Origin of the sequence: Pseudomonas sp. fls2-241-R2A-110 (assembly GCF_030209165.1) — a bacterium.
Lineage (GTDB): Bacteria > Pseudomonadota > Gammaproteobacteria > Pseudomonadales > Pseudomonadaceae > Aquipseudomonas.
The window spans coordinates 1-12770 of sequence record NZ_JARVSN010000024.1 but is presented as its reverse complement, the minus strand read 5'-3'; the positions used below and the strand labels follow the sequence as shown (position 1 = coordinate 12770).

Sequence of the window (12770 nt, the reverse complement as noted above, 5' to 3'; positions counted from 1 at the left end):
TGAGAGTGCATCAGGACATCACAGCCATCCGGCGGTATGGCGGTACATATTTATAGGGGGGAAATGGGCAGGTTGTTTGGCTATGCTTATAGCTCACACAGGCATGACGAGGGATTTATGGACGACCCGGTCGACAACAAGCCACCAACGTTCTGGCAGATGCTGCACAGCGTCTTGGCCGCGGCGTTCGGGGTGCAGAGCGGAAAGAATAGGGCCCGGGACTTTACCCATGGCAAGCCCAGTCATTTCGTGATTTTGGGGATATTGTTCACGGCGGTGTTTGCGCTGACGCTGTACGGCATCGTGCAGCTGGTGTTGCACCTGGCCGGTGTTTAGCGCATCAGGGTTTGCAGGCTGAACGGGTATCGATAAGACGACGGTCGGCCTTTGGCGGACAATCGGCGGAAATCTACGCCGTAGGCTGGTGCTGCTCCCATGGCCAGCATTCGCCGGGCTTGGGCCTTGTCGATAATCTGCAGCAACGGGATTCGCCGGTCCCGGCCACCGTAGTGACTGAGATCCACGCCCTGATCTATATCGTGCAACTCCACCAGCGCCCAGCCGCCCAAGGTGAAGTGCCCGCCCAACAACACACTCAAGCGCCCGTCGACCTTCGCCTGCAATGCGGCCGGCGAGGTGTTGATCGCGCTGAACAATGCGTCCTTGCCGGGCACGCCGCCCGTTTCCGAATACGCCTGCATGGCGCCGAAAGCCATTTCATCGTTGGCTGCCCACACCAGCGACACTTTCGGATACCGTCGCAACAGCAACTTCGCCTGCTCATAGGCCCGTTCCCGGGTCCAGCCGCCGTACACCAGTTGACGCAAACGCACTTCAGGATGCTCGGCCAAGGCGCGCATCATGCCTTGCTCGCGCAGTTGCGATGACGGGGTGATTTTCAGGCCGGAGAACGCCAGCAACTCGATGACCTGCCCCGGTGCCACGGGCGGATGCTGGCGAATCAGCTCCTTGAGCATCAGGTAACCGCCCTCCTCGTCGTTCGGCACCAGGCTGCCCAGTCGATCAGCGCGCTCGCCCAGCAGGCTCATTTGATTGGCCGTCAACGACGCGTTGACCATAAACAGCTTCACGCCACTGCCTTCGGCCAGACGCAGGATTTGCGGGGCGACGTACTGTTCGTTGACGAAAACCAGATAGTCCGGGCGATCCGGGCCTTGCAGCGCCAGTCGAGCTTGCGCCACCGTGAGCTCCGGCATGCGCTGGGCATAGAGAATCCGCAGGTCAATGCCCAGGTCTTTGGCGGCCGCCTGCATGAATTGCGAATAGCTGATCCAGAAAGCTTCGTCAGTCGTTCCGGGGTTGAGGAACAACACTGATTCCCCACGGGCGACAGGGCCGTAAACCGCCCCCATCATCAGCAGGAAGGTGTAGAAAAACTTCAACATTGATCGCCCGAGCCCCCGGAAATTGCGCCGCGCATTATAGCCAGCGAAATCCCGGAAAACGGCGTTTATTGCGCTAATTGTCCGACAATCGTCGGAACAGGGCCCAGGCGGGGTCGATTATTGATGACTGACCCAGAATACCGCGGTGCCCACGACCAGAATGATCAAAAACAGAATCGCCCAAGCATCCACCGTGCTATCGGGTTTTGTCGCTTTCGTCGGGTTGCTCATTGCATCGCCTCTTGTCGGTTTTATCGGTGATTGCATAAAGACTCGATCACAGTAAAGACGACGATTGCCCGCACGACAAATACGGGTTTATCAATAACAGTTCTCGTTAGTCGTTTTGGTTCTTTACATATACTCAAACATCACTTTTGCGCATAACTCCAAACTGGTATCTTGCCCCGGCTCCGTAGGGAGTGCGCGGCCGTGCGCGCAGAATTGCCGAGGCACTATCGGATACTTCAGCAAGCGAAAAACGCAACTGGATCCGACCGGCCCAAGCCTGAGAACAGGACTTATATGTACGTATACGACGAGTACGATCAGCGGATCATCGAGGACCGCGTCAAGCAGTTCCGTGATCAGACCCGACGCTATCTGGCAGGCGAGCTGAGCGAAGAAGAATTCCGCCCTCTGCGCCTGCAAAACGGGCTTTATATCCAACGCTTCGCGCCGATGTTGCGAGTGGCGGTGCCTTACGGCCAACTGACTTCGCGCCAGACGCGAATGATGGCCAGGATTGCCCGCGACTACGACAAGGGCTACGCCCACATCAGTACCCGGCAGAACGTGCAGTTCAACTGGCCGGCGCTGGAAGACATTCCGGACATTCTCGCCGAGCTGGCCACCGTGCAGATGCACGCGATCCAGACCAGCGGCAACTGCCTGCGCAACGTCACCACCGACCAGTTCGCCGGTGTCGCTGCCGATGAGCTGATCGATCCGCGCCCATGGTGCGAGATCGTGCGTCAGTGGACAACGTTCCACCCGGAATTCGCCTACCTGCCGCGCAAGTTCAAGATCGCCATCAACGGTTCGACCTCCGACCGTGCCGCCATCGAAGTCCATGACATCGGCCTTGAGCCGGTGAACAACGCCGCTGGCGAGCTGGGCTTCCGGGTGCTGGTCGGTGGCGGCCTGGGCCGTACGCCGGTGGTGGGCGCGTTCATCAATGAATTCCTGCCGTGGCAAGACCTGTTGAGCTACCTCGACGCCATCCTGCGTGTCTACAACCGCTATGGCCGTCGCGACAACAAGTACAAGGCGCGGATCAAGATTCTGGTCAAGGCCCTGACGCCTGAAGTCTTCGCGCAAAAAGTCGATGCGGAAATGGAGCACCTTCGCGGTGGCCAGACCACGTTGACCGAGGCCGAAGTGCATCGCGTCGCCAAACACTTTGTCGACCCGGACTATAAGGCGCTGGATAACCAGAGCGCCGAGCTGGCCGAGCTCGACAAGCAACACCCGGGCTTCGCGCGCTGGCGCACCCGCAACACCCTGGCCCACAAAAAGCCGGGTTACGTGGCGGTGACCCTGTCCCTGAAGCCGACCGGTGTTGCACCGGGCGACATCACCGACAAGCAGCTCGACGCGGTAGCCGACCTGGCCGACCGTTACAGCTTCGGTCAACTGCGGACCTCCCACGAGCAGAACATCATTCTGGCCGACGTCGAGCAGTCCCAACTGTTCGCGATGTGGGGCGAGTTGCGCGAGCAAGGTTTCGCGACGCCGAACATCGGCTTGCTGACCGACATTATCTGCTGCCCTGGCGGTGATTTCTGCTCGCTGGCCAACGCCAAATCGATCCCGATTGCCGAATCGATCCAGCGTCGTTTCGAAGACCTGGACTACCTGTTCGACATCGGCGAGCTGGACCTGAACATCTCCGGTTGCATGAACGCTTGCGGTCACCACCACGTGGGCCACATCGGCATCCTCGGGGTGGACAAGAAAGGCGAAGAGTTCTACCAGGTTTCCCTGGGCGGCAGCGCAAGTCGCGACGCCAGCCTGGGCAAGATCCTCGGCCCGTCTTTCGCCCAGGAAGCCATGCCTGACGTGATCGAGAAACTGATCGACGTGTACATCGAACAACGTACCGAAGACGAGCGTTTCATCGACACCTATCAGCGTATTGGCATCGACCTCTTCAAGGAGCGCGTCTATGCAGCGAATAATTAAGAACAACGAGGTCGTCGACGAAACCTGGCACTTGTTGCCCAAGGACTTCAACATCGACGAGATCAGCAACTGCGACGACCTGATCGTCCCGTTGAGCTTGTGGCGCGAACACGGCCGTATGCTCAAGGCTCGCGATGGCGGCCTGGGTGTGTGGCTGGATGCCGACGAAGAAGCGGAAGAAATCGGTGAGGACGTGGCGAATTTCCAGGTCATCGCCCTGAACTTCCCGGCCTTCACCGACGGCCGCAACTACTCCAACGCCCGCCTGCTGCGTGACCGTTATGGTTTCAAAGGCGAACTGCGGGCGATTGGCGACGTGCTGCGTGACCAGCTGTTCTACATGCACCGCTGCGGCTTCGATGCATTCGCCATCCGCGCAGACAAAGACCCGTACGAAGCACTTGAAGGCCTCAAGGACTTCTCCGTGACCTATCAGGCCGCCACTGACGAACCGCTGCCGCTGTTCCGTCGCCGCTGATCGTCAAACCTTGAACCCCTTTCGGGGTTCAAGGCTCCCCCCTTACTGTGAGCCGATCGGAAACGGTCGCCCCATCGCCTCCCAATTCCGATAAAAGAGAGCCTGTGCCTCAAGCTCTGTAAACAGCGTGAAAGGGTTGTCATCATCGACCTGCGCCGCTTCCACATCCTCCACCAGCCGAGCCCACAGAACCTCTGAGGCGTCGGCATCGCCAAGCAGCCGCCACACCCTCGCCTGCAAGGTCAGGTAGTCGACCTGAAAGTCGGCCGTCAGGGACATGCCATCCATGACCCTCAAGAACCGAACTCCAAATGGCCTGACTGCCAGCCGCTGCCAGATCAATCGTCGCGCCTCCCGCAGCGCCTCATCGCCTTCACGCAACCACTCGATACCATTGCCATCGTCGACGTGAGCCTCGCTCAACCACAGGTTGATGCCCGTTCGGCGGCGATGCTCCACGATGCGCAACAGCGTGTCCTCATCCGTCAACGGATTGCCCTGCAGCCTGACACGGTCCCTGGCGATGGCCTGGTTGAGCACCGTCTGTGGGACGCGGGTTATTCGATTGTTACGCAAATCCAGGGACGTCAGGTATGGGTGTTCCATGATCCCGACCGGGCATGTGGTGATCCGCGTACTACTCAAATTGAGCTGCCGCAAGTCGTTCATTCCCAGCAGCAGCGGTGGGACTTCCAGCGGATTGTTGCTCAGGTCCAGCGTGTGCAGGCGCGTCAGCTCCGTGAGCTGCGAAGCACCGCGTTGACTGAACGTCAGGTTGGTCGACCGCAGGTTCAGCGTCGTCAGTTGGCGCATCTGGCTGATCGCATGAGGCAGTGCGCGCCCAGCCTCGTCACCTTCGTTGATGTGACTCAGATCGACACTTTCCAGGTCCAGGGTTTCAAGGTTGGGAAAGCTCTCAAGAAAGCCGTTCAGGCTGTCCTCTTCGGTCACATGGAATCCGCGCATCGATAATTCCAGAACCGTGTCGAGCCGCACATTCAACGCGGGGAGCCGGTGGTAATCCTCGAAGTCGAGATCAAGCCTGACGCCGCGTACGTTTTCGCCGGCCAGGAGAAGGTCCTGCCTGGGCTCACGCTTTTGCCAGATAGCAACCAGCTCCTCGGCCAGCTCCTGCCGGGTGACTCGTTCATAGTGCATTTCTGTCAGCATCAGTTGCACGTTATGGGCCTGGATCTGCGCAGCGCTCAGCCCTGCCGCCTCGGGATCGCCAGCGGTCAACTGGGGAACCCCCATGTCACGGATGTCGTCTGTCACCTGATCAATCCAGCCGAAGAGGTCAGTGTTGAGTTGCTGCAATTGTTGCTTGAGCCCATCGATGTGCGCCTGTGCCACTGCGCCTTCGCGCCGCAGTAATGCATCAGCCTGGGCATTGGTGAAGTCCGGATAGATGTCTTTGAGCTGCAACCTCATCATCTGATGCGTCAGTACCTCGGCCTGCGGCGTCCCCGGAAAGCCGCCGCCTCTGAGTCCCGAGGCCTCGAAAGGCAATCCGGCATCCATTCGCTGAAGCCCGTGCATGAACTCGGGGCGAGGTAACGCCTGACGGCCGATGTTCAGCCGAAACTGACCTGGCGGATCAACCGAATCGAGGTGCATCGCCAAACGCTCGTCGTCTGACAGCAGGCCCACAAGCGCTGTATGGAAATCCGTTTGTCGGTCCTGATGCCGGTAGCCTTGCTCCTCCTTGATCAGGCGCCGGACATCGCTCGTATCGAGTGGACCGCTGCGGTCCAGGACCCGACCGACAACGGTCTGATCCAGCACGTCGATGCGAATATGCCTGGGCCAGCCTGACTGCAGGGAGAGCGAGTGCAAGGCCAGCGCTTCCGATTCGGGGTTCGCCACCGAGCGCAGGTAAAGGCCTTCATAGGCTCGATTGAGCCTTACATGTTGCTGGTATTGGCGCGCCTTGCTGTCCAGGCGCGCAAACACCTGGCTGGCCTCGGTAGCGTCGGGCAACGCCTGGAGGTCAACGCCATAGCGCTCGAGCATTTGCTCGATAGCGCTTTTGGGCAAGTCAGGGTACTGGCGTTGAAAAAGTTGCACCCATTCATGCTCCGAGTGCTGAAGCGCCTGGTAACGCTGGTTGAAGAGCGCAAGGTCCACTGCCGAACCGAGGTCCTGATCGATCTTGAAGCGACTGATCGTGTCCGCCAGCAACGGCGTCGGCGCTCGGCCCGCCTGCATCAACCGCAGCATGTCGTCGTCCACTGCGCTGACGGTGCCGATCTGCGCCAGCACTTCATCGCTGAAGGAAGCCACGGAGGGACCGACTCCGCGCAAGAGCCCAATCCGGTTGAGCGCTGGGCCGGGCATCGGCGCAAAGGTCGGTGCCGTTCGCACCTCCATCGCTTGCGGATTAACGTCGGGCTCTGGAGCTCGTTCCGCAAGGTGCTCGGCTTGGGCAGCTTCGCCCTTGAGCACCGACGCGCCACCGATCATCGGCAACGCGTTAAGCAAGCCAAACACCGTGCGCGTCAGCCCTTCGGAGCGTTGATCGGGCGCTTTGCCGTTGACCGCCTGATTCAGGCCATAACCGGCGTCAATCAGCCCGGCCAGCGCCAGCAGTCCCTCGCCTCCTGGGACGAACACGGCGAGCGGGCCAAACCGGTTGATCCATTGCACCACTGGTTCAACGACGGCACTCAACTGATCCCGATTGACCTGCGCATCGTCGCGAATGGTCTTGATGCCTGCCATTGCAGCTTGCTTCATCGTCAACACCAGCCGGGCAAACGGATCGGTGGCGAGCACCGGATCTTCGAAGCCAATGTACTCGTCAGGGTCCCAGTAGCCGTCATCGTTGAAGAAACCGGCGCTGACAGTCAGCTTGTGCCTGGCAGGATAAAGCGCCATGCCGTCCAACGCCGTCAGGACGCCGGCGTGAAACGTACCGTCCTCGCGATCGTCTTCGGCAAAATGCGCGGCCAACGCCTCTTTTGTCGCTGTGGACCGGCCCTGCGCGACCACCCATTGCCGCAATTGTTTAGCGTCGGCGAATTCGTGCAGCGGCGAAGAATTACCCGGGATGTACAGCAGCACGCGAGGACTGGAGGTCTCACGCCAGGCCCAGATATCCGTCGCGGTGTAGCGGTACAGTTTCAGCAAGCCGCACCTGACCGTTGAAGGCATGCGAGCGGGTGTTTGCAGTTGCTCGATGGTCAAGGTTTCCCAGGATTGATCGGCTGGCAGGCCAGCGGCCTGCATCGCAAGTTCCAGGCCCTTCTGAGTCAGGCGCTGCTCCTGCAACTGCAAACAGGCCGCCATGACAAACGCTGCTTTGACCGACGTTCTCAAGGCGTAAGGCTTGGGTGCAAGAAGCACGTCATCGGACGGCCACGCCTGATCGAGATACGCCTGGTACAAGCCCTTCAGATCCAGTTCCCAGACCCATTTCTTGAAATCGGCGGGTCTCAGGGCGATCTGCGTCAGCGGTCCATACGTTTGCGGCGAGGTTTGCCGATAAATGCCTTCATAGGTGTGGTGGTTGCCGCTGCCGTGATCGGCGAATTCGTCGACGTTATCGATTATCCGCACCGTTGGCCCGATATCCGGCGGCGTGTACAGTCCGAACGCGGTTTCAGCAAAGCGCCCGTCGCCAACTGTCTGGTAGTTGGACAGCAGCGTTTGAAGCAACGAACGAGCACTCGCCACTTGCCCCTGCTCGACACCGTCCTGTGCAGGATGGCGTTTGAAGTTGTAGTCCAGCGTGACCAGAATGGTGGTCTGTGGGTCAATGCCCTGCCCCCATTTTTCCTTGATCAAATGCTCGCCAAACTGGCCCGGCGATTGTGGCAAGGCGAGATCCACGGCGGCCTGCAGTTTTTTGCGCATCCGCAGAGACGCCACGGGATGGGCCCCGGCGACGTGTTCCAAAGGTTCATTCATGGTGCATTCCATTGCGGTGATTTCGAAACATCACCCTACCCCGCCTGAGTCCATCAAGAAGCGGGAGCGATCCACAAACGTGTTAGGAAATGTCGTTACCTGGCGAAGAAATGGCGCACTTTTTTGAAGGCAAAAAAAATGAAACCGTGGGATCTCCACGGTTTCGTCGGTTTGCTGGAACGTGTTGTGACAATTACCAGAAGCGTTGCTGGGTCAACCGGCTCCACCAGCTCAACAATACCCGATCAACCGAACTACTGGCCGCCATGCCGATGCGCTCTTGCAGGCTTTTGCGTTCGGCGTAATGCAAGTGGTACAGCTCGGACTTCTTCGCCCGTTCAGCGAGGTATTCGTCACTGGTCTTGAGTTCGTCAACCAGCTGTTTGTCCAGCGCTGCGACGCCTAGCCAGATTTCGCCAGTGGCAACCTCGTCGATGGCCAGTTGCGGGCGATATCGCGAGACGAAGTTCTTGAACAATTGATGGGTGATGTCGAGGTCTTCCTGAAACTTCTCGCGGCCTTTCTCGGTGTTTTCGCCAAACACGGTCAGGGTGCGTTTGTATTCGCCGGCAGTCAGGACTTCAAAATCGATGTCGTGCTTTTTCAGCAGGCGGTTGACGTTCGGCAACTGGGCCACCACCCCGATCGAACCGAGGATCGCGAATGGCGCACTGATGATCTTCTCACCGATGCAGGCCATCATGTAGCCGCCACTGGCCGCAACCTTGTCGATACAAACGGTCAACGGAACGCCGGCATCGCGAATGCGCGCCAGCTGCGAGGACGCCAGGCCGTAGCTGTGAACCATGCCGCCACCGCTTTCGAGGCGCAGCACGACTTCATCTTTAGGCGTGGCCAGTGTCAGCAACGCGGTGATCTCGTGACGCAGGCTTTCAGTGGCCGATGCCTTGATGTCACCATCGAAATCCAGCACGAACACCCGGGGTTTGGCCTCGGACGCCTTCTTTTGCTTTTTCTCGGATTTAGCCTGGGACTTGCGCAGGGCCTTGAGCTGATCCTTGTCGAGCAAGGTTTGCTCCAGGCGTTCGCGCAGGCCTTTGTAGAAATCATTCAGTTTGCTGACTTGCAACTGGCCGGCCGCCTTGCGCCGACCTTTACTGCGCAACGCCGCGAAACTGGCCAGGACCACCAGAATGGCGATCACCAGTGTCACGGTCTTGGCCAGGAAACTGGCGTACTCGGACAAAAACTCCACAGTGACTCCTTCAATACGAAGCGCGGCTTGAAACACGCGCGGGATGCCTCCAGCATACCCATGCGCTGCGCCGACGACCAGTCGGGAAACCTCTGGCAACAGGCCTGTAACGGGCATTTCAAACAAGCGTATGTTTTTTCATTGACAGCTCACCGCCATCCTCATAACCTCGCCAAACCTTCAACGTACCGGGATGACGCGGACGTGGGCAGTATCTATTTGATTCGACATGGCCAGGCCTCCTTTGGTGCAGACGACTATGACGTCCTGTCGCCGACCGGTATCCGTCAGGCAGAAGTCCTCGGCCAGCACCTCGCTGAACTGGGTATCAGCTTCGACCGCTGCCTGTCCGGCGACCTGCGCCGTCAACAGCACACGGCCAACAGCGCGCTGGAGCAGTTCGCTGCCGTAGGCCTGCCGGTTCCGACCCTGGAAATCGATAGCGCTTTCAACGAATTCGATGCCGACGCGGTGATCCGCGCGTTGCTGCCGGCCATGCTGCAGGATGAGCCGCATGCACTGGACATCCTGCGCAACGCCGCGCAAAACCGTAGCGAATTCCAGCGCATCTTTGCCCTGATCATCGAACGCTGGCTCGCCGGCACCTATGACACACCAGGCCTTGAAAGCTGGCTGGGTTTCGTCGAGCGCGTGCAGGCCGGTCTTCACCGCCTCCTCGAAAACGCCGACCCCACCCAGAAAATCGCCGTGTTCACCTCCGGCGGCACCATCACTGCCCTGCTCCATCTGATTACCCAAATGCCTGCAAGGCAGGCGTTTGAGCTGAACTGGCAAATCGTCAACACCTCGCTCAACCTCCTGAAGTTTAGAGGTCGCGAGGTCGCTCTGGCTTCCTTCAACAGTCATGCGCACTTGCAACTGCTGAAGGCCCCGGAACTCATTACGTTTCGCTGAGTCCGGACTTTTGTGACCCTGGCTGTAATCACCAGCTGTAATTACTCTGCTCTTAATTACCCAAGAAAGGATCAAACCATGACCTCCGTAGCTGATGCCGTACAAGCAATGAAAGCCAAGTTCAACCCAGCCGCTGCTGCCGGTCTGGACCTGGTATTCGGTTTCCGCATCGACGACACCAAGAACTTCTCGCTGATCGTCAAAAACAGCACCTGCGAGCTGCAAGAAGGCGAAAACCCTGACGCCCAGGTCACTCTGGTGATGGACGGCGAAACCCTGGAAGGCATCGTTGACGGTTCGACCGACGGCATGCAGGCGTTCATGGGCGGCAAACTGCGCGCTGAAGGCGACATGATGCTGGCCATGAAACTGTCCGAGCTGTTCCCAAGCTAAGACGGCGGCTCCCGACCTTTCGGGAGCACCTCTGGTTGCAAACGAATCCCGCCCCTTGAGGCGGGATTCGTCGTTTTTGCCCTCAGGAAACGGCCGTCCATGGATTTGCGGTCTATATTCCTTCTGGTCGCTTGCGCCAGGCATCGGCCGATTGCCCCCGATCAATTGACGGAGCGCGCCGCCATGAGCCCACCTCACGTCCACAACGGTTTCAATCACCGACGTGTATTGCAGGGCCTTTCGGCAGCGACCATCGAGACCTGGATCAGTCCGCTAATCGCAGGGAGTAAAACCATGCCCGACACCCCCGCCGACCTCATTCTGTACAACGGACGCCTACACACCGTCGACCGCAAGAAACCCCAGGCCAGTGCTGTTGCCATCAAGGACGGCCGCTTCGTGGTGGTCGGCAGCGACGCTCAAGCCATGGCCCTGCAAGGCCCCGGTACAAAAATCATCGACCTGCACGGCCGCACGGTGATTCCCGGTCTCAACGACTCGCACCTGCACTTGATCCGCGGCGGCCTCAATTACAACCTCGAACTGCGCTGGGAAGGCGTGCCGTCACTGGTCGACGCCCTGCGCATGCTCAAGGACCAGGCCGATCGCACGCCAACGCCGCAATGGGTGCGCGTGGTGGGTGGCTGGAGCGAATTCCAGTTCGCCGAAAAACGCCTGCCAACGCTTGATGAACTGAACAAGGCCGCCCCCGACACGCCGGTGTTCGTGCTGCACCTCTACGACCGCGCCCTGCTCAACCGCGCGGCGCTGAAAGTGGTCGGTTACACCCGCGACACGCCAAACCCGCCCGGCGGAGAAATCCAGCGGGATGCCAACGGCGACCCCACGGGCATGCTGATCGCCCGCCCGAACGCGATGATCCTGTACTCGACGCTGGCCAAGGGACCGAAGCTGCCACTTGAGTATCAGGTCAATTCCACTCGCCAGTTCATGCGTGAACTCAATCGCCTGGGCGTCACCAGCGCCATCGACGCCGGCGGTGGTTACCAGAATTACCCGGACGATTACCAAGTCATCCAGCAACTGGCCAAAGACCAACAACTGACCGTGCGCATCGCCTATAACCTCTTCACCCAGAAACCCAAAGAAGAGCTGACTGACTTCAAGAACTGGACCAGCACCTCTCATTACGGTCAGGGCGACGACTTCCTGCGGCACAACGGCGCCGGGGAAATGCTGGTGTTTTCGGCGGCCGATTTCGAAGATTTCCTCGAACCGCGCCCGGACCTGCCACAAACCATGGAGCAGGAACTGGAGCCGGTGGTCCGCCATCTAGTGGAACAGCGCTGGCCGTTCCGCCTGCATGCCACCTACAACCAATCCATCAGCCGCATGCTTGACGTGTTCGAGAAGGTCAATCGCGATATTCCATTCGATGGTTTGCCGTGGTTTTTCGATCATGCCGAAACCATCACACCGCAGAACATCGAACGGGTGAAAGCCCTGGGTGGCGGCATTGCGATCCAGGACCGCATGGCGTTCCAGGGTGAATACTTTGTCGACCGCTATGGCGCCAAAGCCGCCGAACACACGCCACCGATCGCACGGATGCTGGCCGAAGGGATTCCGGTAGGCGCAGGCACCGACGCCACGCGCGTGTCCAGCTATAACCCCTGGACTTCGTTGTACTGGCTGGTCAGCGGTCGAACCGTCGGTGGTCTGGAGCTGTATCCGCAAGGCTTGAGCCGCGACACGGCACTGGAGCTCTATACCCACGGCAGTGCCTGGTTTTCTTCCGAACAAGGCAAGAAAGGCCAGATCAAGGTCGGGCAACTGGCTGACTTGATTGCGCTGTCGGCGGACTACTTCCACATCGAGGATGAAGCGATCAAATGGATCGAGTCGGTGTTGACCATTGTCGACGGCAAGATTGTCTATGGCAGCCATGAGTTCGAAAAACTCGGGCCGCCGACGATTCCGGTGGTGCCGGAGTGGTCGCCCGTGGCCACAGTGCCGGGGCACTGGAAACCCTCGGCGCCGTTGACCGCGCAGGCTCATCATTGTGCGGGAGCTTGTGCGGTTCATGCGCACAGTCATGAGCGGGCGCGGTTGTCTTCGGCACCGGTCAGTGACTTTCAAGGGTTCTGGGGGGCGTTTGGTTGTTCGTGTTTTGCGTTTTGAATAGGGACTTTGCTGACACCGTAATTCTGTTTACTTCAGAAAGTTTTTTTGTTTGGTTTGGTTTGGGTTGGTTTTGGGTACATATCCGTTGCTGCGGTAACGGCGGCTTAGGGTTCCGCCCTGACGG

General features: G+C 59.3%; 9 protein-coding genes. 6 read left to right on the top strand and 3 right to left on the bottom strand.

What is annotated here, in order from left to right; genetic code table 11:
* Positions 1–117: 117 nt before the first annotated feature.
* Positions 118–336: a DUF2970 domain-containing protein gene (locus tag QRN31_RS19780; protein WP_285433950.1), complete on the top strand. Its 219-nt coding sequence runs from the start codon at positions 118–120 to the stop codon at positions 334–336.
* On the opposite strand, the gene QRN31_RS19775 is transcribed toward QRN31_RS19780, so the two are convergent.
* On the bottom strand, positions 333–1406 hold the full coding sequence (locus QRN31_RS19775) for an ABC transporter substrate-binding protein (protein ID WP_285433948.1): 1074 nt from the start codon (positions 1404–1406) through the stop codon (positions 333–335). The genes QRN31_RS19780 and QRN31_RS19775 overlap by 4 nt on opposite strands.
* A gap of 525 nt (positions 1407–1931) precedes the next feature.
* Here QRN31_RS19775 and QRN31_RS19770 point away from each other — a divergent pair.
* On the top strand, positions 1932–3590 hold the full coding sequence (locus QRN31_RS19770) for a nitrite/sulfite reductase (RefSeq protein WP_285433946.1): 1659 nt from the start codon (positions 1932–1934) through the stop codon (positions 3588–3590).
* Positions 3574–4068 carry a DUF934 domain-containing protein gene (locus QRN31_RS19765; protein ID WP_090183422.1) on the top strand — a complete coding sequence of 165 codons (495 nt, stop codon included), beginning with the start codon at positions 3574–3576 and terminating at the stop codon, positions 4066–4068. The genes QRN31_RS19770 and QRN31_RS19765 overlap by 17 nt, the downstream gene beginning before the upstream one ends.
* A 42-nt stretch (positions 4069–4110) precedes the next feature.
* On the opposite strand, the gene QRN31_RS19760 is transcribed toward QRN31_RS19765, so the two are convergent.
* Positions 4111–7977: a dermonecrotic toxin domain-containing protein gene (locus QRN31_RS19760; protein WP_285433945.1), complete on the bottom strand. Its 3867-nt coding sequence runs from the start codon at positions 7975–7977 to the stop codon at positions 4111–4113.
* 193 nt (positions 7978–8170) lie between these two features.
* Entirely contained in the window at positions 8171–9193 is a 1023-nt protein-coding gene (gene sohB / locus QRN31_RS19755) for a protease SohB (RefSeq protein ID WP_285433944.1), read from the bottom strand.
* A gap of 204 nt (positions 9194–9397) precedes the next feature.
* Here sohB and QRN31_RS19750 point away from each other — a divergent pair, with 204 nt between their 5' ends.
* The 3 genes from QRN31_RS19750 to QRN31_RS19740 all read left to right on the top strand — a co-directional run bounded on the left by QRN31_RS19750 (position 9398) and on the right by QRN31_RS19740 (position 12643).
* On the top strand, positions 9398–10108 hold the full coding sequence (locus tag QRN31_RS19750) for a histidine phosphatase family protein (protein ID WP_285433943.1): 711 nt from the start codon (positions 9398–9400) through the stop codon (positions 10106–10108).
* 78 nt (positions 10109–10186) lie between these two features.
* The gene (locus QRN31_RS19745; protein ID WP_007976511.1) at positions 10187–10501 is read left to right on the top strand and encodes an SCP2 sterol-binding domain-containing protein; all 315 of its coding nucleotides are present in this window, start codon (positions 10187–10189) and stop codon (positions 10499–10501) included.
* Positions 10502–10795: 294 nt separating this feature from the next.
* Positions 10796–12643: an amidohydrolase gene (locus QRN31_RS19740; protein WP_285434184.1), complete on the top strand. Its 1848-nt coding sequence runs from the start codon at positions 10796–10798 to the stop codon at positions 12641–12643.
* Positions 12644–12770: the final 127 nt, after the last annotated feature.

Bases quoted from the DNA above. Each gene is read 5' to 3' on its own strand.
- QRN31_RS19775 (WP_285433948.1), bottom strand. From the start codon at position 1,406: ATGTTGAAGTTTTTCTACACCTTCCTGCTGATGATGGGGGCGGTTTAC.
- QRN31_RS19740 (WP_285434184.1), top strand. From the start codon at position 10,796: ATGCCCGACACCCCCGCCGACCTCATTCTGTACAACGGACGCCTACAC.
- QRN31_RS19765 (WP_090183422.1), top strand. From the start codon at position 3,574: ATGCAGCGAATAATTAAGAACAACGAGGTCGTCGACGAAACCTGGCAC.
- QRN31_RS19770 (WP_285433946.1), top strand. From the start codon at position 1,932: ATGTACGTATACGACGAGTACGATCAGCGGATCATCGAGGACCGCGTC.
- QRN31_RS19760 (WP_285433945.1), bottom strand. From the start codon at position 7,977: ATGAATGAACCTTTGGAACACGTCGCCGGGGCCCATCCCGTGGCGTCT.
- QRN31_RS19780 (WP_285433950.1), top strand. From the start codon at position 118: ATGGACGACCCGGTCGACAACAAGCCACCAACGTTCTGGCAGATGCTG.
- QRN31_RS19745 (WP_007976511.1), top strand. From the start codon at position 10,187: ATGACCTCCGTAGCTGATGCCGTACAAGCAATGAAAGCCAAGTTCAAC.